Here is a 24,095-nt window from a genome sequence, read left to right on the forward strand (position 1 = left end):
CGCGTGTATGAAAAAAGAGAACAAAATTCTGGTCGTGGATGATGAAAAAGAAATCGCGGATCTGATTGAGATTTATTTGAAAAATGAAGGCTATGAAGTGGAGAAATTCTATCAGGCCGCAGGTGTTCTGGAATGTGCGGATGCCGAACCCGTTGCCCTGGCCGTACTGGATCTGATGCTTCCGGATATGGATGGTATGGAGCTGATGCGGAGAATCCGACAGCGGCATTTCTTCCCGATTATTCTGCTGACCGCGAAGAATCAGGAAACCGACAAGCTGAACGGACTGACATTGGGGGCGGATGATTATATGACCAAACCCTTTGAACCGCTGGAACTGGTGGCCAGAGTCAAAGCTCAGCTGCGGCGCTCCACACGCTACAACGCGCTCTGCCCGGCAGGAACCGGTGATCTGCCGCAGGAAGAGATCAGTATCCGGGGGCTGACCATCAATGCGGATACGCACAAATGTTTTCTGAATGGCGCGGAGCTGGATCTGACTCCGCTGGAGTTTGATATTCTGCTGTTTCTGTGCCGGAACAGGGGGAAAGTGATATCATCGGAAACCTTGTTTGAACAGGTCTGGGGCGAGGCGTTCCTGGACAATGACAATACTGTGATGGCGCATATTGCCCGGCTGCGGGGAAAAATGAAAGAACCGCCGCGCCATCCGAAGTATGTCAAGACCATCTGGGGAGTAGGGTATACCATTGAATAAGAGACGACAGACAGAAAAAGAACAGATTGTCCGGCGAAGTCTCGGGAAAAAGCTGACGGCCGTCTATCTGCTGCATCTGCTGATTTTTCTCGGCCTGTCGGTTTTGTGGATAGTTTTTGCGAATCAGACGCTCTGGCCCCGGCTGATAAAAGAAAGCGGAGGGTATTTTGCGTTCAATGATGAGGCGGTGACGATCGGACTGTTTGCGGTTCCGGTTCTGGCGTGGATCGGATATACGATATATTTTATCCGCAGGCCGCTGCGCTATCTGGATGAGCTGATACAGGCGGCAGAACAGATGGCAATGGAAAAGGAACGGCCGATCCGTCTGTCGGCAAAACTGCGCCCGGCGGAGAAACGAATGAACGAATTCCGTGTGGAGGCGCTTCAGAATGAACGGCATCTGCAGGAAGAAAATCAGAAACGAAATGATCTGATTCTTTATCTGGCGCATGATCTGAAGACGCCGCTGACCAGTGTGCTGGGGTATTTATCCCTGATTCAGGAAAATCCGAATCTTCGGGAAGAACAGAAGCAGAAATATACAAAGATCGCGTATGAGAAGGCGGAACGGCTGCAGGAACTGGTGGAGGAATTCTTTGATATTACGAAGTTTTCCCTCACGGATATGCGGCTGTCTCCCGAGCAAAGAAATATGAGCCGTATGCTGGAACAGATGGTATCGGAATATACGCCTCTGCTGGAACAGAACCATATGACCTGGAAGACGCGGATTCAGGAGCAGATCGAGGCGTGGTTTGACGCGGAAAAGATGCAGAGGGTCTTTGACAATCTGATACGCAACGCAATCAGCTACAGTGATCCGGATACGGCGCTGGAACTGACGGCGAACCGTACGGAGGATCAGATACAGATTCAGATGAAAAATCACGGACCGACGATTCCGCCGGACAAAATCAGCCATCTGTTTGAGCAGTTCTACCGCGTGGACGACGCACGAAATACCCGGTCCGGCGGAGCCGGTCTGGGACTTGCCATAGCAAAGGTGATTATTGAACTGCATCATGGGACGGTGACGGCATGCAGCCGGGAGGGAGTCACATGCTTTGAGATTTTGCTGCCCTCAGACTGCCGTCAGGAAAAAGTAAGAAATGGGTCAGAATAACGCAGGAAACAGGTCACGCGCGGAAAAGAAATAACAGCTCCTCTTTTGCTAGTATATACAGGCAGAGAGGAGTTTTTCTATGGGAAAAAGAGTAAGAAGAAAAAGAAGAACCGGGCGGATCATGGCGGCCGTTATTTTGCTGCTGGTGCTGTCAGCCGCTGTTTCAGCCGCTGTACGGAACGCTGAGATCAGGAAACTGGAAACCGGCGGCTACCCGAAACAGCTGGTGGAACTGGCAAAACGGAACCGGGAGACCTGCAGATTTGTAAAAAATTACTACAGATACAGACACACGAAGTTCACGATTGATCTTCAAGGTGAGGTACAGAAAGGAGAAATTCCGCTGTTTCTTCAGTGGGATAAGCGCTGGGGCTATCGGAAATACGGGGGAAACTATCTGGCGCTGACCGGATGCGGACCGACCAGCCTGTCCATGGTGTACTGCGGACTGACGGGAGATACCCGGTGGAATCCTTTAAAAACCGCCCGCTGGGCGGAAAAACAGGGATATTATATCAAAGGCCAAGGCTCATCCTGGGATCTGATGAGCAAAGGAGGCAGACGGTTGGGCTTGAAGGTGAAACAGAGGGCGCCGGAGAAGGAAGAGATTCTGTCTGCGCTAGAGTCCGGAAAGGCAATCATAGCCAGTGTAGGGCCCGGTGACTTCACCTCATCCGGACATTTCATTGTGCTGACCGGAGTGTCAGCGTTTCAGCGTATTTCCGTGAATGATCCAAACAGCAGGCGCCGCAGCAGAAGCTGGGATGCGGACCGTCTGATCCGTCAGATCCGGCAGGTGTGGATTTTTGGCTGACAGAGGCATCAGGACTCCGAAAAGTACCGGCTGCCCCACCGGGCCATTTCGAAGAATACCGGAAAGAGATCTTTGCCCATATCCGTGATGGAATATTCCACATGGGGCGGGATTTCGTTGAACTGCTCCCGGTGGACGAGACCGGCTTCTTCCAGTTCCCGCAGGGTATTGGTCAGCATGGTGTTGGTGATGTTCGGAATCGATCTGCGCAGTTCGCCAAACCGGTAGGAGGGACGTTTGGCCAGCTGATAGAGCACCAGCAGACGCCATTTGCCGCCCAGCAGCTGCAGCGTCTTCATGACCATGCAGGAGGAAATACAGCAGGACTCCTCCTGCCCCGCGTAATGCTTGAATTCTTCATAACTCATATGTTCGAACATATCAGATCCCCTTTAACTTTAAATTTTTACTTGCATTTTTTATTTATCCTTAGTATAATTTCTATACCAGTAAAAAGCAAGGGCAGATCGACAGAGGAAAAACAGGATGCCGATCGGAGCCGTCGAAAGCTATTTTACGGTATGCAGGCTTCCATGGGAAGCCATATATTTTACCATTATATTAGCACTCGACAGTACAAAGTGCTGACAGGGTGGCGAGAGATGCCCGCGGGTGCAGCGCAGTCCCAGGGACTGCGGATTTCAGAAAGAAATGGAGGGAATCACATGATCGTAGTACCTGTATATAATACAATCGTGGCACCATATGCCAAAATGTATCTGCAGACGGAGCAGTTTAAGAAAGCGGCCAGAAGAGATCCGAAGATCGGGGAACGGGTGGTCTTCATCGTATCCCGGGTGAACCGGGAGCGGGAGGATATGAAAGTGGACGAATTTCAGCCCATCGGTGTATCCGGCAGTATTTCAGAGATCAATCAGCAGGGATTTATCGTCATCGATACTGCGAACCGTGTCAATATAGAAGAAGTCATCATTACCCCGGGCCTGAATATTGAGCTTACAATTTCCAGAAAATCGGATATCGATGATCTGACCGAAGAGGAGCACAGAGAGCATCTGGATCACCTGAAGCAGGCGCTGGTGCAGTTTTCGGCTGGATTCCAGTGGGGCGCGATGGCCCGGCCGTATATCCTGTCCATGCAGTCGGTGGGAGAAGTGACGTCTATGATGTCCCAGTGGCTGACGAATTCCGCGGAAGAAAAATACGCGATTCTGGAGGAAGACAGCAGCAAGGCACGTATGGAGAAAATGGAGCAGATGGTCTATGAGCATCTGGAGATGACCAAAGTCACGGGAGAGGCCAAGGACGCGCAGGAAGCGGATTACCAGAAGATTTACCGGGAGCAGGCCATCAAAAAGCAGATGGAATATCTGCAGAAGGAACTGGATGAGATGCATCCGGAAGAAATGTCTGATCTGCGCAAGATCGAATTAAAGATCGAAGAATCTGGCATGAATGAGGAGGCCCGCAAAGAAGCGGAAAAAGTACTGAACCGGCTGAAACAGGGCGGTTCCCAGGGCGCAGAGAACGGCATGCTGTATGACTATCTGGACTTTGTCACCAGCCTGAACTGGAAGAAGGAAGAGCCGGAATTCATTGATCTGTCAGAAGCGGAGCGGATCCTGGATGAGGACCATTTCGGCCTGGAAAAAGTGAAAAAACGTGTGATTCAGCAGATCGCAGTGATGAATCTGCAGAAAAAACAGTCCGGTTCGATCCTCCTGTTTGTCGGCGCACCGGGTACCGGCAAGACCAGTATCGGCCAGGGCATCGCGAAGGCGCTGCACCGGAAGTATGTCCGGGTCAGCCTGGGCGGTGTGCGTGACGAAGCAGATATCCGCGGTCACAGAAGAACCTATATCGGAGCTATGCCTGGACGTATCATGGATGGCATCCAGAAAAGCGGTGTATCCAATCCGGTCATGGTACTGGATGAGGTGGATAAACTGTCCGCTTCCTACAACGGGGATCCGGCCAGTGCATTGCTGGAAGTCCTGGATCCGGAGCAGAACAGCACCTTTACGGATCATTATATGAATGTACCCTATGATCTGTCGGATGTGCTGTTTGTATGCACAGCCAACAGCCTGGACACCATACCGGAGCCGCTGTTGAACCGAATGGAAGTGATCCAGTTCTCCGGCTATACGCCGATTGAAAAATTCCAGATTGCTCGGAAGCATCTGATCCCGAAGGCAATGCAGAGTATGGGCCTTCCGGAGGGAAGCCTGGAACTGACCGATGAGGCCCTGCAGACCATTATTGATGATTATACGATGGAAGCCGGGGTCCGGGGACTGAAAAAGCGGATCGATACCATCTGCAGAACCGCGGCGGTAGAGATCGTGAAGAATCAGGATACAAAGATCACGGCAGACCCGGAGATTGTAAAAGAGTATCTGGATATGCGTCCGATTACCCATGATCATGTGCTGCAGAAGCAGAAAGCGGGTATTGTAACCGGGCTGGCCTGGACCAGAGTGGGCGGAACCATCCTGTTTATCGAGACCATGTTCACCAAGGGCAAGGGCCGCACGATTATCACCGGTCAGCTGGGCGATGTCATGAAGGAATCGGTATCCATCGCCATCAGTCTGGTGAAATCCATGTATCCGGACAAAGCAAACCTGTTTGAAGAAAATGACCTGCATGTGCATGTGCCGGCAGGCGCTACTCCGAAAGATGGCCCTTCGGCAGGCATCACGCTGACTACGGCGATTGCGTCACTGGTGACCGGCCGTGCCGTAGATCCGGAAATTGCCATGACCGGCGAAGTATCCCTGCGGGGCGCAGTTACGCCCATCGGCGGCCTTCCGGAGAAGCTGATGGCAGCAGAACGGGCTGGAGCGAAAAAAGTATTTATTCCTGAGGAAAATGTGGCTGATCTGAAAGATGTGGCCGATGAAGTGAAAGAGAAACTGACGATTATACCGGTCAGCGAAGTGACAGATGTACTGGAACAGACCGGACTGCTGGAACGTAGTGAAATCCATGCGGCATAAGAATACAGAAACCAGAAACGGAGAGCGCAGATGCTCTCCGCTTCTGGTTTCTCTTTCCCGGGTGAACCTATTTTTCTGTCCGGATGACAACTGCCATCAGAACCAGATCTTCCGTTTCGGAAAGATTTTCGATTCCATGCTGATGATGTTCCCGGCAAATCGTCACATCGCCGGGACGCAGGGTATAGACCGTGCCGTCATCGGTACAGCGGCCGCTGCCGGATAATACCGTAATGACCTCCTCATTGCCCACGTGTTCGTGATAACCGATGGATGCCCCGGGGATAAGGACCAGACGGGCGACGACATCGGCATTGCCGGTGAAATCATCGGTTCCGATGGAGGAGAATTTTTGTACGTATTTTTCTCCGCCCTTCATGTGTTCCAGTATTATCGGCTTGATATTTTCACGTTTTTTATACATGGTTTCCTCTCTTTCTGATTTTCTTTACCTATCGTTAAACTTTTATTTCTGATTTCGATGTTAGCAGAAAGCGGACCGCAACGCAATAATGCAGATGAGGGAATCACTGCTGAAAAAGGCAGACCGGCACACACTGCAGAATAAGCAGCAGGTACGGTCTGCCTTTTGTTCCTTGTCAGACAAGGAATTTAGGAGAAAGTGAGTTTTTTATGATTTCAGCATTTTGCCGGGGATTACCAGGTGACTGCAATATCCAGCTGGTTCGGATTGTGTGCCGCAAATCCGCCGGTATCACATACGATGCCGGTGCCAAGGCTGGTTGCTACCAGGGATCCTCTCGGATGGGTGTTCAGATTGGCTGCTACCATGACATAGTTGCCCAGCATCTTGACGCCGTCCTTACGTACCCAGTATTTGCCCTTATTTCCTCTGGCGCGCATAATGCGGACAATGTTGGACATATCCATGTTGTAATAGGTCTCTTTTCCGCTCGGTCCGGTTACGGTACCGTTGGTGCGGTTTAATACCGCGCCGTTCCAGGAAGAGGAACGGGTGGATGCTGAGGATGAAGAGGAAGAGGAACCGCTGGTGGATACATAATTGCCGGCTACATATGCAGCAGCTCCGTCATATTTGATTTTGTACCAACCGTTGGTTTTTCCTACAATAGTAACTTTATCGCCTTCATCCAGTCCGCCGACGATGCGGTTGGAAGTGGATGCGCCTGCACGTACGTTTAAAGAAGAGGCGGTAACAGTACCGCGACTGGCGGTCGCTTCACTAGCGAATGCAGGGATTGCTGTGCACATGGTAAGGGATAATGCTGCCCCCAGTACAACGACGAGTCTCTTTTTCATGATTAAACCTCCAATGAAGTATGCAGTTCAAAAAATTTTAAGAAAAACTTCAAAAACTGTTTCAAAAATGTTACATAATTGTTACGGTCTGCATTATAGTATGGATGTGAGCAAAAGGTCAAGTTATGAAAATCCCAAAGAAACACAAATTTATTGTGCAGTATGCACTAAAAAAGAAAGGAAAATTGTGGGGTATACATAAAAAATGAGGAAAAGCTGACGGCGCAGGACAAGGGCTTCCGGTGCAGACCGGGAAAAAAGGGAAAAACCATTGGCAAAATTGCACAAACTTCTTCCGCAATCCGGGAAGAGATAGCGGGGAATGGGCGGAACCTCCTGGGAACAGCGGGGGTCCGGCGGATGGATCCGATAAAAAACGAAAGAAAAACCCCGTATCCGACTGGTTCGAATACGGGGTTTCAGGCAGGCAGAATTATTTATAGATGATTTTGCGGAAATTTTTCTTTCCCTTTTTCAGAACAAAATCATCAGCCTGCAGATCGGCAGGTGTATAGGAAGTGTTGATGTCGGTGATTTTTTCCCCGTTGACAGAAGCACCGCCCTGCTGAACGGTACGGCGCGCGTCGGAACGGGAAGAGCAGAGGCCGGCAGCCACAAGAAGTCCCATGATATCAATGGAACCATCCTTCAGGTCACTTTCCGAGAGCTCAGCAACCGGCATGTCTGCAGCGCTGCCGGAAGAGAAGATGGCCCGGGCAGCGGTCTGGGCCTTCTGAGCCTCTTCTTCGCCATGCACCAGCTTGGTCAGTTCAAAGGCCAGGATTTCTTTGGCCTGATTCAGCTGGCTGCCTTCCCAGTGATCCATTTCATCGATCTGTTCCAGAGGAAGGAACGTGAGCATACGCAGACATTTTAATACATCCGCATCCCCCACATTCCTCCAGTACTGATAGAAATCGTAGGGGGAAGTCTTATTCGGATCCAACCATACTGCTCCGGACTGGGTTTTTCCCATTTTTTTGCCTTCGGAGTTCAGCAGAAGGGTAATGGTCATGGCATAGGCGTCTTTCCCCAGCTTTCTGCGGATCAGCTCGGTGCCGCCCAGCATATTGGACCACTGGTCATCGCCGCCGAACTGCATATTACAGCCGTAGGTGCGGAATAATTCGTAGAAATCATAGCTCTGCATGATCATGTAGTTGAATTCCAGGAAGCTTAAGCCCCGCTCCATACGCTGTTTGTAGCATTCCGCGGTCAGCATGCGGTTTACGGAAAAATGCGGGCCGATGTCACGCAGTACATCGACATAATTTAAATCCAGCAGCCAGTCCGCGTTGTTGACCAACAGCGCTTTGCCGTCAGAAAAGTCCACAAACCGTGACATCTGTTTTTTAAAGCAGTCTACGTTGTGCTGGATGGTCTCTTTTGTCATCATCTGGCGCATATCGGTACGTCCGGAAGGATCGCCGATCATAGCGGTGCCGCCTCCGATCAAGGCGATGGGACGGTTTCCTGCCATCTGCAGGCGCTTCATCAGGCACAGCGCCATAAAATGGCCGACGTGGAGACTGTCTGCGGTGGGGTCGAATCCGATATAAAAAGTAGCTTTTCCATGATTCACCAGATCACGGATCTGTTCTTCGTCAGTTACCTGGGCGATGAGGCCGCGGGCAACCAGTTCATCATAACAAGTCATAGTTCATCCTCCATAGTTAGCTTTGATTTGGAAACAGAGCAGGGAGGGAAGCGGCGGGCTGACCCCGCGCAAGAAAAAAGCCCCGTCCCTGCAAAAGGACGAGGCTGAAATGCCACGTGGTACCACCTTAATTCATCGGCAACTCGCATTGCCGACCTTAACAAGTATCCGCTGTCCGGCAGACGGTGAATACTCCTGCGGGATAACGGCCGCATGCCGGTGCAGCCTACTGCATGCGGGACGGCAGCCGGAAAACGGTCTGTCCGTCGGGACGGTTCGGTGCACAGCTCCTGAAGGTATTCGGAACATATCTCCCTCGCGCCTCTCAGCAGCCGGCAGCTCTCTGTCAGTTCTGATATGTTCTTACTTGTTTCATTCAACGCCTTTGATTCAATTGCATCCTAGTATACGGAGTATTCCTGTAAATGTCAACTGGGAGGGAAATCTTAAAAGAACCTTAAATTTCCCGGTGTTTTATTGTGAAAACGACGGGACATTATATAATGAAGACAGTGTCGGACGCCTCGCAGGCCGTTATGACGGAAACAGAGTTCAGATACAGACAGGAAGGAGACAGGATTATGGCATTTATGGACAGAGTCGGCAGCGCGATTTCTTCGCTTGCGGATAAGGGGGTAAGCAAGACAAAAGAGCTGAAAGATACCGCTAAGTATACGGTGGATATCAAAAACACAGAAAACGCCATCAACCAGGCTTACCGGGAAATTGGAAAAGCTTACTATGAAGCCCACAAGGCAGATGCGGAGACAGAGTTTGAGCAGATCGGCGAAATCAGCGAGCTGCTGGAAGAGCTGCAGCAGCTGAAGGCAAAGCGGGATGAGGTGCGGGGCGTGATGAAATGCCCGAACTGCGGCGCACAGGTAAAAGAAAGTGACAGATTCTGCACATCCTGTGGAGTAAAACTGGAAAAACCGGCCGAACGGGTGGAAGCGGAAATCGTCAGTCATGGCACTTACGGTGAACCGGAGACCGCGGAAGAAGTGGAAGGCCTGGATGCTGAGACTGCGGAGCCGGAGACGGAACAGGCGGCAGATGCTGCGTCGTCAAAGACAGAACAGGCAGCAGACAGCGCGGAGCCGGCGGCAGAACAGGCAGCAGACAGCGCGGAGCCGGCGGCAGATGCCGCGGAAACCGCAGAAACGGAAGCAGCAGATAATCTGAAATTGTAAGCGCAGGCCTGAGGCGGAAAAACAGACGCCGCAGAACCGGAATACGCCGGAACCGCAACACACCGGGACCGGAATAAGCCGAGCGGAAGAACTCCGGAAACAGAAGCGTCTGCCGCATGGCATGGAATCCCGCAGGAGAAGTCTTGCGGGATTTTCTTTCCTATCTTATAATAATGTGAGTGCAGTGCCGGAAGTCAGGATCTGCCCGGAAGGGATGGACTTTGCGGCACACCATGTGCAATCGACGGAATCGCTTTGCAAAAAGCGGCTCATTCGTATGAATAATTACTGCAGGGGAGAGTTTATGTGTAAGAACTGTAAAGGAAAGTATTATATTACATCGGCTATTGCTTATGCCTCCGGCAAGCCGCATATCGGCAATACCTACGAAATCGTGCTGGCAGATGCCATTGCGCGCTACAAGCGCCAGGAAGGCTATGACGTCTATTTTCAGACCGGCACCGATGAACACGGCCAGAAAAACGAGCTGAAAGCAGAAGAAGCCGGCGTGACACCGAAGGAATATGTGGATCAGATGTCCGCAGAGATCAAGCGGATCTGGGATCTGATGAATACTTCCTATGATAATTTTATCCGTACGACGGATGAAGACCATAAGATACAGGTGCAGAAGATATTCAAACGTCTGTATGACCAGGGAGATATCTACAAAGGCGCCTATGAAGGGTGGTACTGCACGCCCTGTGAGTCCTTCTGGACCGAAACCCAGCTGGTGGACGGCAAATGCCCGGACTGCGGCCGCGAGGTGCAGATGGCGAAGGAAGAAGCGTATTTCTTTAAAATGAGCAAATATGCGGACCGTCTGGAAAAATACATTGACGAACATCCGGAATTCATCCAGCCGGTATCCCGCAAGAATGAAATGATCAACAACTTCATCAAACCGGGACTGCAGGACCTGTGTGTATCCAGGACTTCTTTCTCCTGGGGCATTCCGGTGGATTTTGATCCGAAGCATGTGGTCTATGTATGGCTGGACGCGCTGACGAACTATATCACAAAAATCGGCTATGACGCAGACGGGAATTCCTCCGATCTGTTTCAAAAATTCTGGCCGGCGGACCTGCATCTGATCGGCAAGGATATTATCCGGTTTCATACCATATACTGGCCGATTTTCCTGATGGCGCTGGATCTGCCGCTGCCGAAGCAGGTATTCGGCCATCCGTGGCTTGTGATGAGCAACGGAAAAATGAGCAAATCCAAAGGAAATGTCATCTATGCGGATGATCTGGCAGAGATTTTCGGTGTGGACGCGGTACGGTATTTCCTTCTTCACGAGATGCCCTATGAAAATGACGGCGTGATTTCCTGGGAGCTGATGGTGGAACGGACCAATTCCGATCTGGCCAATACCATCGGCAATCTGGTGAACCGCACCATTTCCATGAGCAACAAATACTTCGGCGGTGTGGTGGCCGACAAGGGCGCCGCAGAGGCCGTAGACGAGGATCTGAAGCAGGCAGTGACGGGAACCCGCGACCGGGTGGCGGCCAAGATGGCGGATCTGCGTGTGGCAGACGCGATGACAGAAGTGCTGAATCTGTTCAAACGCTGCAACAAGTATATTGACGAAACCGAACCCTGGGTACTGGCCAAGGAGGAGGACAAAAAAGACCGTCTGTCCACGGTGCTGTATCATCTGATCGAAAGCATCAATATCGGCGCAGTGCTGATCCGGAGCTTTATGCCGGAGACAGCGGACAAAATCATTGCCCAGATCAATGGCTGCGACCGTGATTTTGAAGAGCTGAATCAGTTCGGCCTCTACGAAAGCGGCAGATCCGTGACAGCTCAGCCGGAGATCCTTTTCGCGCGAAAAGATATGAAGGAAGTCATGGAAAAAGTGGCGGAACTGATGCCGGCCCAGCAGAAAGAGGAACCGCAGGAGCCGGAGGAAGAAGGCATTGATATCGAGGCAAAACCGGAGATTACCTTTGATGATTTCACCAAGATGCAGTTCCAGGTAGGCGAGATTGTCAAATGCGAGGAAGTGCCGAAGTCCAAGAAGCTTCTGTGCTCGCAGGTGCGGATCGGCAGTGAGGTAAAGCAGATCGTATCCGGAATTAAAAAATACTACTCCGCAGAGGAGATGGTAGGCAAAAAAGTCATGGTACTGGTAAATCTGAAGCCGGCAAAGCTGGCAGGTGTGCTGTCGGAAGGCATGCTGCTCTGCGCGGAAGACGCGGAAGGCAATCTGTCTTTGATGACACCGGAGAAACCGATGCCATCCGGCGCGGAGATTGCCTGATCTTCTGAAGAGGCGGATCCGGACTGCCGGAGCAGGACGAAACATGCGCTTCGTTCTGCTCCGGCAGATTTTTATATAAAAAATTACGAAATATATTAAATAATATCGAAATTTTACCACATAGATTTTTCCCCTTCTTTTTTCTAAAATATTTATAAACAAAAAGGTAACTCAAAGGAAAAGGTAGAAGAAAGAGGGATGTGTAGTGTTTCAGAAGAAAGCAAAAGCAGATGACGGAAACAAGAGTTCTGTCGTAAACTTCGGTGCGGGATGGTTCCCGATTATTTACTGTCTGCTCATGTTCTGGTTTTATGTGGGCATGTGCAACGATGGTTCCAATGTAACTGTTCCGGCGATTGCGGCCAATCTCCGGGTGGAAAACAGCACACTGCTGACGATGAACTCCATCGCGGGTCTGGTCGGCGTAGTGTTCTTTATTGTAATGGGACAGATCAACCGTAAGATCGGTGCCCGGTATCTGTCCGGTATTCTGTGTGTAGCAGCCGGTGTGGCTTACTATGGCGTCTGCAATGCCAGCAGCGTAGGCATGTATCTGGTATTCATGTGCATCGTTACCGGCAGCATCATGTCCGCCGGTTATATCTGCGGCGGCGCTCTGGTTGCACAGTGGTTCCCGAAAAAGAAGGGCGTGGTTATGGGTTATACCACCATGGGTCATAACCTTGGTTCCGCTTTCTACTGCGTAATTTTCTCCGCTCTGATCAGCCGGTTCCTGATCGGCAAAGGTGTACTTCCGATCTCCCTGGCAATCATTATCCTTGGTATCGTAGGCATGCTGTTTATCCGCGACACACCGCAGGAGAGACATATCAACCCGGATAACGTATCCGATGCTGTATTCAAAAGCGAATATGACATGGATGACGAAGATGAGACCGGCGGCTGGACGGTAAAGAAACTGCTGTCCAAACGGGAACTCTGGCTTGCGTCCATCACCACCGGACTGTTCCAGATCTGTTCCGTAGGTGTTATGAGCCAGCTGGTATTAAGAAATGAAGAACTCGGATTTTCCGCACAGCAGGCAATGTCCATCATGACTGTTCTTGCGCTGATCGGTGTGGGCGGATCTTTCCTCATCGGTGTATTAGATGACAAACTGGGAACCAAGAAGACCATGATCGGTTTTGGTATCTGGTATGCAGCAGCGCTGATCTTAAACTTCACTAACCTGATGCCGTGTGTATACATCTCACTGTTTATGATTGCCATCGGCATCGGCGGATCTGCAAACTTTACCACATCCCTTCCGACATCTGTATTCGGACGTCAGGGATTCAATAAAGTAAACAGCGTAATCTTCCCGATCCAGGGTGCAGTTACCGCAATGCAGTTCCTGATCAACGCAATGGTACAGCAGGCAACCGGCGGACAGATCCGTTACGCTTACCTGGTGTTTGTAGTAGTGGCAATCGCCAACGTAGTTCTGATCTCCCGGATCGACGAGCACAGATACAACAGAGATTATCTGGTTCAGATGGGTGAGACAGAGAAACTAAAAGCTCTGGAAGCAGAACTTGGAGGAGCTGATGAAAAAGGCACAGCAGATACTGGCGCTGTTGCTGACGGCGGTTCTGCTCGGTAATCTGGCAGGCTGCAGCAGCAGAAGTTCTGTCAGGAAAATACAGGAAAATAACCAGAAGACAAAGGTCATCCGCGTGGGATTTGTATATCCCAAGCGGGGGACCTATAAGTCTTTTGGGGAGTATTCGGAAGAATGGACCAATTACGCAGTCAGTCAGATAAACGAGGCAGGTCTGACCATAGACGGCCAGCCGGCCATCATCAGCCTGATTACTGCGGATTCCAATTCCGAGGCAGCCGGCGCGAAAAGAGCGGCGGAAGATCTCATTGATGACAAAGGCGTGGATCTGATGATCACGTCAAAGACCGCAGACACCACCGTGCCGGTCAGCAAGGTGTGTGAAAGAAAAGGCGTGGTCTGCCTGTCCGTGGATACACCGACGGATACCTGGGCAGTGACCCGGCACCGGTATTCCTATCATGCCGGATTCAGTACGGAAGGTGAGCTGGAAAGTTTCCGGAATGCCTGGGATCAGGCATCCACGAATAAGCGGGTAGGTGTGCTGCACGCGAACGATCCGGAGGGCTCTACGATTATCCGCTATATGCCGCGGTTCGCGGAAAAAAACGGATATGTCGCCTATGATCCCGGCGCCTATCAGAACGGGCAGACGGATTTCAGCAATATCATCCGCAATTTAAGAACCCAGAAGATAGAGATCCTGGCAGGCGCTATGTCTACGGGGGATTTCCGTACCTTTTATCTGCAGCTTAAGAAAGAAGGGTATCTGCCGAAAATCCGTCTGATGACAGTGGCAAAAGCCGCCCTGTTTTCCCAGGATATAGAGCAGCTGGGGGTGGAAAACCTCTGTACCGAGGTATGGTGGACGCCGCAGTTTCCTTATCATTCATCCATCAATCAGATGAGCTGTAAGGAGCTGGGCCGGGAATTTACCCGTGTGACAGGACAGAAACAGGTGCCTCCGACCGCAGGGTATGATTATGCCAATGTGGAACTGCTCTATGCAGTGTTGAAACAGGCAGGTTCCTTAAATACAGACAAGCTGCGGAAAGCAGCGGAACGTCTGAATCTGGACACAGTGATCGGAAAGGTATCCTATAATTCGGATCACTGTTCTGTACAGCCGCTGGCCACCGGACAGTGGATCTATGACCGGGTCAATAAGACCTGGGAACAGAAGATCATATCCAGCGGAACAATTAAAGGTTTACAGACGGACGCGGAACTGGCGTCCTGAGAAAGAAAAGGGAAGAGCCAAAGGGGGCTTCCCTAAGGGATGTCTAATCCCTGAAATAAGCGGCATAGCCGGGTGTGCAGCCTGGCTGTGCCGTTAATTTTTTCTGCGGGAAATGCGTCCGGCGCAGGACTATTTGCCCGGGCTGTCGTAGTTTCCTTTGGTCTGTTCTGCGGCGGCAAGGGTGCTGACCGCGTCTTTCGCAAACTGCTCAGGTTCCGACGCTCCGGCCAGGAGCTTCCGTGTGGAAGAGCGCCAGTGTTCGGCCGAGGTGGAAGGCAGTACCGCATACATCAGCGGGGAAACCTTTTTCGGATGATCAGTAAGCTCATGCAGCTGGCGGACCGGTGCGGGCAGATGATCCGGCAGGGAAAGGTTTTCCGTGGTCATATTCAGGTAGCCGTATTTGGTGACATTGATTCGATTGACTTCACGGGCAAATTCCAGACACAGGTCTGCCGCTTCGTCCTGATAGTCCGATGCGGAACTGATGCACAGCCCCGGAGTCAGGGTATGGTTGATATCCAGAATCTGGTTCCGGAAGCTGTCGGAAGTGACGGAAGCGGAGGAATCTGATTCCCTGGAAGAGCTTTGTCCGTCGGAGACAGCATAGTCCGCGCAGGAAGGAAACGGATGGACACGGAAGCCGTTCTGCCCCATGTGTTTCATCAGATAGTAAATAATGGTGGACTGATGGGGGAGCAGCAGGGCTTTTCCCTGAATTAAATTTTCCACAGATTCCACTTCGCCGATTTCCGTATAATTTGTTTCAAAAGCGCCGGCGTCTGCCAGTTCCTGTACCATCCGGGCGGCCTGCTTCAGGAGGGCTTTGCTGCCGGCTGTGTCTCCGGCGGCAAGACGGGCATAAGCCTCCGGATCCAGCCGGTTGGCGATAGTGCAGTACAGCAGCTCTCCCAGCCACTGGTCTTTGTCGCCCAGTTCGATGGCGGCATAGTGGGTGCCGTGCTTCTGGTTGTAACGGTTTACCGACCGGACAAAGTCCAGAAGTTCCTCCCAGGTCTCAGGCATGGAAAGGTGCAGTTTTTTCATCAGCGCGGTGTTGGCATAGGTGACGCCGTAAGCCTCCGGGAGACAGGGGATGATGAAATTGTTTCCCTTGTAGGTGCGGACATAGGAATCTTTGAAAGTGAAATCCGCGGTCTCCAGATAGCGCTGGACAGTGGTGCAGGCATTGGAGTCAAACAGATAGTCCGGATAAGTGCCGCCCCATACCAGAAAGATATCCGGCAGTTCCTTGCCGGCGGCGGCAATTTTCAGCTTGTCCCGGATCTGCTGGGTGGAATAGGTGCGCAGAGAAACCTGCCAGCCGTGTCTGGCGGCCAGTTTCTGCCAGAGGCTTCGGTAATAACTGTCCGGCGTGTTCATATCAAAGAATGTCCAGATTTCCAGGCGGACGGTGCTGTCGGAAGCAGAACGCGGCTTCTTCTGATTCTGCAGAATGGAAGGAATCAGAAGGGCGGCAGCCAGTGCCGCGACAAGCAGAACCGACAGGATACGGCTGGTAATGGTGCGGATGGATGGATACATGAAAATCTCCCTGTGATGAAATGGAAACATCCGTCTGCCGGTTTTCGTAAATGCGCGGAGCAGCGCAGAGGAAAGACCGGCGGCGGTGCATGATGTGATAGGTGTTATGCTCTTCCTGCAATTATACCCTTGTTTTTCCGGATCGAAAAGGCTTATAGTAAATAGACAGAAAAAAAGAGGAAGACAGCGATTGTTATGAAACAGAGAAAACAACAAATCAGACGGCAGCGGAAAAGCAGCCGGATCACAAAGAGAAGAACCCGGTACCAGACCAGGATATTTCTGTCTTTTGTTTATATTGCGGTTCCCATATTCATTACAGTGATGCTGATTTCCATGGCATTTCTGCAGAAGAGCTACCATCTGACACTGCGGGAACGGCAGACCTCCGAACTGCAGAAAATCAACAAACAGATGTCCGTTGTGCTGGAGGAAACCAGGACTGTGTCCCAGGAGATCTATTATAACTCTTCGATTCAGAGCCTGCTGAAACAGGAACTGTCCGGAAAACGCTATCTGGCCAATGACAAGGTGGCGTATTATATCAACAATTTTGCGGCAAACCGGGACTTTGTGGACAGCGTGGTGGTGACCGGGATGGATCATACGGTCTATTCGACGGAGCGGGCCTTCAGCAATCTGTCCTATTACAGAAATATTGAGAAAAAATGGTGGTATCGGGATCTTCTGTCCGGCCTGCAGCCCTATTACTGGTTTCCGCTGGCAGACCGCAACGCGGAAAAGACCCCGGTGCTGGCAAACGGGACCCCCCAGTCAGGCAATCAGCTGGCCTTTGCCCGCCCGATCTACAGCATGTCGGATTATGACACACAGCTGGGATATGTGATTATCTATATTTCCAAGGAGTATCTGAAGAATATCTGGGATACCAGCACCTGGGGAAAGACTGCGAATATTATGGTATATGACGCCGGCCGCCAAATGGTGGCGGGAAACAGCGCCGGCCGGGATTATTCCGAAATCCTGAAAGAGTCGGCGGTGCGGCCGGGGACCACGGAGATTGTCCGTAAAAAAAATGTCCGTTATCTGGTGTCCTGCCAGAATCTGGATACCGGAGGCTGGAAGATCTATATGGTGACGCCGATGAGCGAGGTGGACAACTATGCGGGTCTGCTGCCGCTGGAGCTGACACTTCTGACCGCAGGCATCGTATTCCTTCTGCTGTTTGTCTCCCGGTTCAATGCCAGGGCCATGGCCCGTCCGATCAATGACCTGTCGGATCTGATGGATCACTATCGGGAGAGCGCGGAAAATGATGTGGGCGCGCAGCTGACACTGGTGCAGACAGCGGGAAGCCTGTCGGAAGAAGCGCTCCACAGTTATGAAAACAGAGAGGACGAGGTAGGAAATATCTATCGTTCCTATGAGCAGTTGATTGAGCGGCTGAATGTGCTGATCCGGGAAAACTATGTCAAGGATCTGGAAAAAAAGGACGCGGAACTGGCACTGCTGCAGAGCCAGATCAATCCCCATTTCCTGTACAATACCCTGGATTCCATCAACTGGATGGCGCTGGCCAACGGGGAGGATGAGATCAGCCGGATGGTTACGGCGCTGTCGGATACCTTCCGGCTGAGCCTGATCCGCAACAACAGCTCCTTTATTAGCCTGGAGCAGGAATTTCAGTATATCAGCAGCTATCTGGTGCTGCAGAAGTTCCGCTACGGAAAGCGGCTGGATTATGAAATCCTGGTGCCGGATCCGATGCCGCGGCTGTTCCTGCCCCGGTTTATTCTGCAGCCGATTGTGGAAAATTCGCTGAAACACGGGATCGATCTGCAGGAGGACGGCGGCCGGATTGAAGTAAAACTGGACATCGGCGCGGATGTGGTGATCACCGTGACCAACGACGGCAGCGAGATTGACCTGGCGAAAATGGAGCGGCTTCTGGCATTTCATCCGAAGAAAAATGAGATTCTGGTCTTTCAGAAAGAGGGGTACGGCGTACAGAATATCAACCGCCGGATCAAGATTCTGTGCGGCGAGCGGTACGGCCTGAGTTATGAGAAGACAGAGAACCGGACCATCTGCCGGGTGCGCCTGCCGAAAAAGACGAAAGAAGGGGAATAAAGCAGGAATCCGGAGGCTCCTTTCAGTAGCGTTTCCGGTATTCGGACAGGGTCATGCCGGTGCGTTTCTTAAAGATCTGGGAAAAGTAGGTGTAGTCATTGAAACCGACGGCGCTGGAGATTTCATACATTTTCAGCGTCGGATCGGCCAGCAGTTCTTTGGCCCGTTCAATGCGCAGATTCGTGACATAATTGACAAAGGTCATGCCCAGTTCTTTCTTGAAAATATCACACAGATAGGTTTTGCTGATGGCCACGGCTTCTGCCGTGCTGGCCAGGGAAATGTTTTCGCAGAAGTGTTCTTCGATATAGGACAGGACCGCGCTGACCAGTTTCGAGGGCGCGGAGGCGTCAGGAGCACTGCCGGCGGCAGTGTTCTGGGAGCCGGCAGTGTGTGTGGAACTGTTTGTTTTCAGCCATTTGTCACATTCCAGATTGGCGGCATAGAGGGATTCCATGCCCTGGTGGATTGCGCTGATGCCCACCGTGATGTCAATTTCCCCGGCCCGGGCCTGCGCCTCTATATCCAGCAGGGTTTCCCGGATGGCATCGTAGAGATCCTGCAGGATGTCATACAGGAAAAAGAACATATATTCATCATTCTGGAAGGTTTCCAGGGTGCCGAAGGGTTCCAGCTCGGCGCTGATCTGCTGCTCCAGGCGGCCCAGGGCGGTCATGGTATCTTCGGAGAAGGAAGCCTCGGTATAGTCGAATTTAGCCAGCAGAAAGGGCGAATCCTGAAAATCCAGGCCGCAGGACTGGTACAGGGAGTGAATCCTGGCATTGTCGTGGAACGGAGCCTCGGCCAGTTCCAGGAAAAAGTAATTCTTCAGCTCGCCGACGCTGGATTCCGCCACTTTGCGCAGGTTGCATACATTTTCCAGAAGGGTGTGTTTTTCTTCGATCCGCCGGTGCATGCGGGTCAGCATGGCGGAAAAATCTTCTTTTTTGATCGGTTTGAGCAGATAGTCGCTGATGCCGATTTTGACGGCGGTCTGGGCATAGGAGAAATCATCATAGCCGGAGAGGATGACGATTTCGGTGTCCGGCAGCCGTTTTCTGACCTGTTCGGAGAATTCCAGCCCGTTCATCCGGGGCATGCGGATATCGGTAATAATCAGATCCGGACGTATTTCACTTGCGGCATCCAGGGCTTTCTGCGGATTGCTGAAGCATCCCGCCAGGGTGAAGCCGTAGTCCTCCATATGGTAAGTTTTCTGAATGCCCATCAGAACGATTTCTTCATCATCCAACAGCATGAGTTTGTAATATTCCATCTGATGCCTCCCGAAACGGCAGGGAACTGTCCGCCCTGCCCTGTTCTCACCTATAGTAACGAATCTGAAGCAGTTTCGCAAGCGGATGCATCCGCAAAGCCGAAGAAAACGCCGGCAGGATATCGAATATATATTCGCCGAATGTATTTTCGAAAGTGGAGACCGGATTTTGACCCTCGGTTTTCTGCATAATAAAGAGGATCCGAAAAGAAAGAGGATCCAGGAGGCGCAGGCGGGATTGCCGCCTGCAGAAGAAAACAGACTGGAGGGGTTCGTATGAAAAAGGACAGAATATATTTTACAATCGCGGGAACCAGCTATTATTTCGGCTCGGAATTTATGGAACCGGGGATGCACGTCACACTGATCAAGGAACCGGATAACCCGGCGGATGCGGAGGCCATCCGTGTGGAAATGCCGGGACTGGGCAAAGTGGGATACGTGGCCAACAGCCCAGGTACAGTACAGGGGGAATCCATGAGCGCCGGCCGGATTTACGACAAGATCGGAGACACCTTTGCGGGGATCATCCGCTATGTGACGCCTGCGGGGGTGATCTGCGAGCTGTATATGGTGGATGAAGCAGAAGAAGATCTGTGATATGATGGGTACAGAATCTTGCAGAAAGGGGGATACAGCATGGCAGAAAGCGGTTTGCAGAAGCTCAAGATTCTGTACCTGAGAAAAATTTTCCTGGAAAAAACAGATGAAACCCACAGTATCAGCATGTCGGAGATTATTTCTTCCCTGGCCGCCTACGGGATACGGGCAGAGCGCAAAAGCATCTACAGTGATATGGAGCAGCTGAAGCTGTACGGAATGGATATTATCGGAGAAAAAGAGGGCAATTCCTACAGTTATCATGTGGGCGAGCGGCAGTTTGAACTGGCGGAACTGAAGCTTTTGGTAGATTCCGTGGAATCGGCCAAATTCATGACCAGAAAAAAATCCGACCAGCTGATCCATAAGATCGAGCAGCTGGCCAGCCAGTATGAAGCCAGTCAGCTGCAGCGGCAGGTGTATGTCTCCGGACGGGTCAAAACCGACAACGAAAGCATTTATTACAACGTGGACGCGCTGCATGAGGCCATTGCGCAGAATGTCCAGATTTCCTTCCAGTATTTCAACTGGAACGTACGGAAAGAGCAGGTGCTTCGTCATAATGGGGAGCGCTATGTTGTCAGCCCCTGGGCGCTGTCCTGGGATGACGAGAACTATTACCTGGTGGCCTATGACAGCAAAGAGGACAAAATCAAGCATTTCCGCGTGGACAAAATGCTGCGTATCGCAATGGAGGACAGACGCCGGGAAGGCGTGGCCAGATTCCGCTCCTTTCATCTGGGGGATTATGCCAAAAAGACCTTTGGAATGTTTGCCGGGGAGGAGGAGACGGTGACAATTCAGTGCGTCAACGAACTGGCAGGTGTGATGATTGACCGCTTTGGGCAGGATATCACCATGCGGCCCGTGGATGAGGGACACTTCCAGGTCCGGGTAAAAGTGGCAGTCAGCCGCCAGTTCCTGGGGTGGATTATGGCGCTGGGAGAGGGCGCCCGCATCACGGGGCCGGACAGCGTGATAACACAGGTAAAAGATGAAATCCGCAGGCTGTCCCTGCAGTATGGAGAACAGGAAACATGAATAAAAAGAAAATGGGACATATCGTTCTGCTGCTGATCATTCTCTCCGTCGGGATCTACAGTCTGCAGATCGCAATTTTTCACGACACCAGAAACACAGCCTTCTATATCCTGCAGGACTTTGCCTTTATGCCGGTGACGATTGCCGTGGCGACCCTGGTGGTGGGAGAGCTGATCAATGAGCAGGAGCGCAGAGACCGGCGAAGAAAGACCCGGATGCTGACCAGCACGTTTTTTACAGAGATGGGCACCCGCCTGATCCGTATTATAGTGGATGCTTCTGAGCAGAAGGAGACCCTGCGGGCGATTATGGTGTTCCGCTGCCAGCATGAGAAGGATCTGAAGGCGCAGTGGGAACGGATCAACGGGATGCAGATCCGCGTGTGTCTGACCGCGGACAGCTATACCCGGTCCATGGAGCTGATCAAAGAGGGGCAGATGGCGCTTCTGGTGCTGTCCTCCAATTCCCTGCTGATGGAGCATGAGCATTTTACGGACCTTCTGTGGGGGCTGTTTCATCTGATCGATGAATACAATCTCCGGGGAGCCTATGAGGAGCTGACGGAACAGGATATCCTGCATCTGAATGATGATTTTTCAGAAGTGCTGCGGCTTCTGATGCTGAATTACACGGCCAACGCGAAATATGTCCGCGAGACCTATCCGAATCTTTACCGTACCGCAAAAGAAAAACTGCAGAACACCCTGGATCAGGAACCGTGATCCGGGTATTCTGCAGAAAAAATTGAATATAATCAGTTATTTGTTCAGAATTTCCATGAATTCTTCGCCGGTGATGGTCTCTTTTACATAGAGATACCGGGCCAGTTCGTCCAGCTTCTGACGGTTCTGGCGAAGAATGCCCAGGGCTTTTTCGTGCTGTTTCCGCACCAGTGCCACGGTCTGCCGGTCGATCTGGGTCTGGGTTTCGGCAGAGCATGCAAGGGAGGCGTCGCCGCCCAGATACTGATTGGTCACAGTTTCCATGGCGACCATGTCAAAGTCATCGCTCATGCCGTAGCGTGTGATCATGGAACGGGCCAGCTTGGTCGCCTGTTCGATATCATTGGCCGCTCCGGTGGATATGGTGCCGAATACCAGCTCTTCCGCGGCACGGCCGCCGGTAAATGTGGCAATTTTATTTTCCAGCTCTTCTTTGGTATAGAGATAATGGTTGCCTTCATCTACCTGCATGGTATAACCCAGCGCGCCGGAAGTGCGGGGAATGATGGTGATTTTGGTAACAGGCGCGGAGTGGCTTTGCAGAGCGGCCACCAGAGCGTGTCCGATTTCGTGGTAAGAGACGGTGAGACGCTCTTCTTTGGTCAGGATAGCATTCTTTTTCTGATAGCCGGCAATCACGACTTCGATGCTTTCCTCCAGGTCAGCCTGGGTCGCGTAGGGACGTCCGCTGCGGACCGCCCGCAGAGCGGCTTCGTTGACGATATTGGCCAGCTCGGCGCCGGAAGCGCCGGAGGCCATCCGTGCGATCTGCTGGAAATCCACATTGTCGGAAAGTTTGATTTTTTTGGCATGAACCCGGAGGATCGCCTCCCGGCCCGCGAGATCCGGAAGCTCTACCGGTACACGGCGATCAAAACGTCCCGGACGGGTCAGCGCCGGATCCAGGGATTCGGGGCGGTTGGTGGCGGCCAGGATGATGACGCCGCTGTTGCTCTCAAAGCCGTCCATTTCGGTCAGCAGCTGATTCAGGGTCTGTTCCCGCTCATCGTTGGTGGAGAACTGCCCGTCTCTTTTTTTGCCGATGGCATCGATCTCGTCAATAAATACGATGCAGGGCGCTTTTTCCTTGGCCTGACGGAACAGGTCACGGACTTTGGAGGCGCCCATGCCTACAAACATCTCGACAAATTCCGATCCGGACATGGAGAAAAAGGGTACATTGGCCTCGCCGGCCACAGCTTTGGCCAGCATGGTTTTGCCGGTACCGGGAGGGCCGACTAAGAGGACGCCCTTCGGCATGCTGGCGCCGATGGATTTGAATTTGTTCGGATTGTGCAGGTAATCTACGATTTCGGTCAGGTTCTCTTTTGCCTCATCTTCTCCGGCCACATCGGAAAAATGGATGCCTTCTGTGGACTGGACATAGACCCGGGCGTTGCTTTTGCCCATGCCGAACATCATGGAATTGGCGCCGCCGCCCATCCGGTCGTTCATGCGCTTGGATACCCAGCGACTCAGCAGCAGAAAGAGGACGATCGGGATGACCCAGGAGAGCAGAAGGCTTAAGGCAGGTGACATCTGCTGCTGGATGTCGCTCTTGAATTCCGCGCCGGACTGGTACAGGCGGTCGACCAGATTTTCATCACTGATCAGACCGGTTTTGTAATAATTGCCGTCGGCATCGGTAAACAGGATCTGATTGCTCTGGATTTCCACTTCTTTGATCTCATGTTTGTCTGTCATGCTGATGAAGGTGTTATAGCCGACCTCCCTGACACTGTGCTGCCGCATCAGCGGAACCACAGCGATGTTCAAAACCAGCAGGATCAGAAGAACAAGGCCCCAGTAGTAGAGCATGGGGCGTCTGGGATTTTTCACTTCTTTCATGAAAATTGAAACCTCCTTTATCAACTGCATCCGCAGCCGTATGGATAGCGTGTGAAACACGGTATCTGACACATACATAGTATAGACAATATACTATAAATTGACGTATTATAAAATAATATATTTATAAAATTATCGGAAAGGCGAAAA

At 51.7% G+C, this 24,095-nt stretch carries 19 protein-coding genes and 1 other annotated feature; of the genes, 12 read left to right on the forward strand and 7 right to left on the reverse strand.

What is annotated here, in order from left to right; all coding sequences use genetic code 11:
• Positions 1 to 7: 7 nt before the first annotated feature.
• The 3 genes from vanR (at position 8) to CXIVA_RS05520 (ending at position 2,658) form a co-directional block, all read left to right on the forward strand.
• The gene (vanR, locus tag CXIVA_RS05510; RefSeq protein WP_041727653.1) at positions 8 to 718 is read left to right on the forward strand and encodes a VanR-ABDEGLN family response regulator transcription factor; all 711 of its coding nucleotides are present in this window, start codon (positions 8 to 10) and stop codon (positions 716 to 718) included.
• On the forward strand, positions 711 to 1,844 hold the full coding sequence (locus CXIVA_RS05515; protein ID WP_013977010.1) for a HAMP domain-containing sensor histidine kinase: 1,134 nt from the start codon (positions 711 to 713) through the stop codon (positions 1,842 to 1,844). The genes vanR and CXIVA_RS05515 overlap by 8 nt, the downstream gene beginning before the upstream one ends.
• A gap of 79 nt (positions 1,845 to 1,923) precedes the next feature.
• Positions 1,924 to 2,658, forward strand: a complete 735-nt coding sequence (locus CXIVA_RS05520) for a C39 family peptidase (protein ID WP_013977011.1) — start codon at positions 1,924 to 1,926, stop codon at positions 2,656 to 2,658.
• An 8-nt stretch (positions 2,659 to 2,666) separates the two neighbouring features.
• On the opposite strand, the gene CXIVA_RS05525 is transcribed toward CXIVA_RS05520, so the two are convergent.
• Positions 2,667 to 3,038: a helix-turn-helix domain-containing protein gene (locus CXIVA_RS05525; protein ID WP_013977012.1), complete on the reverse strand. Its 372-nt coding sequence runs from the start codon at positions 3,036 to 3,038 to the stop codon at positions 2,667 to 2,669.
• 285 nt (positions 3,039 to 3,323) lie between these two features.
• On the opposite strand from CXIVA_RS05525, the gene lon reads away from it, so the two are divergent.
• Positions 3,324 to 5,621, forward strand: a complete 2,298-nt coding sequence (gene lon / locus CXIVA_RS05530; RefSeq protein ID WP_013977013.1) for an endopeptidase La — start codon at positions 3,324 to 3,326, stop codon at positions 5,619 to 5,621.
• Positions 5,622 to 5,688: 67 nt separating this feature from the next.
• Here the strand turns inward: lon and CXIVA_RS05535 are convergent, their stop codons facing one another.
• From CXIVA_RS05535 to tyrS, 3 genes are all read right to left on the reverse strand, one after another.
• Entirely contained in the window at positions 5,689 to 6,045 is a 357-nt protein-coding gene (locus CXIVA_RS05535; protein ID WP_013977014.1) for a cupin domain-containing protein, read from the reverse strand.
• Between the two features lie 233 nt (positions 6,046 to 6,278).
• The gene (locus CXIVA_RS13350; protein ID WP_013977015.1) at positions 6,279 to 6,902 is read right to left on the reverse strand and encodes an SH3 domain-containing protein; all 624 of its coding nucleotides are present in this window, start codon (positions 6,900 to 6,902) and stop codon (positions 6,279 to 6,281) included.
• 433 nt (positions 6,903 to 7,335) lie between these two features.
• Positions 7,336 to 8,559 carry a tyrosine--tRNA ligase gene (tyrS, locus tag CXIVA_RS05545; RefSeq protein ID WP_013977016.1) on the reverse strand — a complete coding sequence of 408 codons (1,224 nt, stop codon included), beginning with the start codon at positions 8,557 to 8,559 and terminating at the stop codon, positions 7,336 to 7,338.
• Between the two features lie 91 nt (positions 8,560 to 8,650).
• Positions 8,651 to 8,948 (reverse strand) — a binding site (T-box leader).
• 192 nt (positions 8,949 to 9,140) lie between these two features.
• On the opposite strand from tyrS, the gene CXIVA_RS05550 reads away from it, so the two are divergent.
• The 4 genes from CXIVA_RS05550 (at position 9,141) to CXIVA_RS05565 (ending at position 14,822) form a co-directional block, all read left to right on the forward strand.
• Positions 9,141 to 9,749 carry a zinc ribbon domain-containing protein gene (locus CXIVA_RS05550; RefSeq protein WP_013977017.1) on the forward strand — a complete coding sequence of 203 codons (609 nt, stop codon included), beginning with the start codon at positions 9,141 to 9,143 and terminating at the stop codon, positions 9,747 to 9,749.
• A gap of 304 nt (positions 9,750 to 10,053) precedes the next feature.
• Entirely contained in the window at positions 10,054 to 12,021 is a 1,968-nt protein-coding gene (gene metG / locus CXIVA_RS05555; protein ID WP_041727655.1) for a methionine--tRNA ligase, read from the forward strand.
• A gap of 205 nt (positions 12,022 to 12,226) precedes the next feature.
• Complete coding sequence (locus CXIVA_RS05560; RefSeq protein ID WP_013977019.1) at positions 12,227 to 13,624, forward strand: MFS transporter; 1,398 nt, start codon at positions 12,227 to 12,229, stop codon at positions 13,622 to 13,624.
• A complete protein-coding gene (locus tag CXIVA_RS05565) occupies positions 13,569 to 14,822 on the forward strand; it encodes an ABC transporter substrate-binding protein (protein ID WP_013977020.1) in 1,254 nt (417 codons plus the stop codon). Before CXIVA_RS05560 ends, CXIVA_RS05565 begins: the two co-directional genes overlap by 56 nt.
• Before the next feature lie 129 nt (positions 14,823 to 14,951).
• Here the strand turns inward: CXIVA_RS05565 and CXIVA_RS05570 are convergent, their stop codons facing one another.
• Complete coding sequence (locus CXIVA_RS05570; RefSeq protein WP_013977021.1) at positions 14,952 to 16,367, reverse strand: extracellular solute-binding protein; 1,416 nt, start codon at positions 16,365 to 16,367, stop codon at positions 14,952 to 14,954.
• A 195-nt stretch (positions 16,368 to 16,562) separates the two neighbouring features.
• Between CXIVA_RS05570 and CXIVA_RS13355 the strand changes: the two genes are divergently transcribed.
• Positions 16,563 to 18,458 carry a sensor histidine kinase gene (locus CXIVA_RS13355; RefSeq protein WP_013977022.1) on the forward strand — a complete coding sequence of 632 codons (1,896 nt, stop codon included), beginning with the start codon at positions 16,563 to 16,565 and terminating at the stop codon, positions 18,456 to 18,458.
• A 22-nt stretch (positions 18,459 to 18,480) separates the two neighbouring features.
• Here the strand turns inward: CXIVA_RS13355 and CXIVA_RS05580 are convergent, their stop codons facing one another.
• Positions 18,481 to 19,734, reverse strand: coding sequence for a response regulator (locus CXIVA_RS05580; protein WP_013977023.1), 1,254 nt, complete (start codon positions 19,732 to 19,734; stop codon positions 18,481 to 18,483).
• 276 nt (positions 19,735 to 20,010) lie between these two features.
• On the opposite strand from CXIVA_RS05580, the gene CXIVA_RS05590 reads away from it, so the two are divergent.
• Genes CXIVA_RS05590 through CXIVA_RS05600 form a run of 3 tightly spaced genes read left to right on the forward strand, consistent with a single transcriptional unit; the run spans position 20,011 to position 22,097 of the window.
• Positions 20,011 to 20,334 (forward strand): HIRAN domain-containing protein, encoded by a 324-nt coding sequence (locus CXIVA_RS05590; RefSeq protein WP_013977024.1) that lies wholly within the window; start codon positions 20,011 to 20,013, stop codon positions 20,332 to 20,334.
• Between the two features lie 39 nt (positions 20,335 to 20,373).
• Positions 20,374 to 21,375: a WYL domain-containing protein gene (locus CXIVA_RS05595; protein WP_013977025.1), complete on the forward strand. Its 1,002-nt coding sequence runs from the start codon at positions 20,374 to 20,376 to the stop codon at positions 21,373 to 21,375.
• A complete protein-coding gene (locus CXIVA_RS05600) occupies positions 21,372 to 22,097 on the forward strand; it encodes a hypothetical protein (protein ID WP_013977026.1) in 726 nt (241 codons plus the stop codon). Before CXIVA_RS05595 ends, CXIVA_RS05600 begins: the two co-directional genes overlap by 4 nt.
• Before the next feature lie 36 nt (positions 22,098 to 22,133).
• On the opposite strand, the gene ftsH is transcribed toward CXIVA_RS05600, so the two are convergent.
• Positions 22,134 to 23,945, reverse strand: coding sequence for an ATP-dependent zinc metalloprotease FtsH (gene ftsH / locus CXIVA_RS05605; protein WP_013977027.1), 1,812 nt, complete (start codon positions 23,943 to 23,945; stop codon positions 22,134 to 22,136).
• Positions 23,946 to 24,095: the final 150 nt, after the last annotated feature.

Source organism: Clostridium sp. SY8519 (assembly GCF_000270305.1).
Classification (GTDB): domain Bacteria; phylum Bacillota; class Clostridia; order Lachnospirales; family Lachnospiraceae; genus SY8519.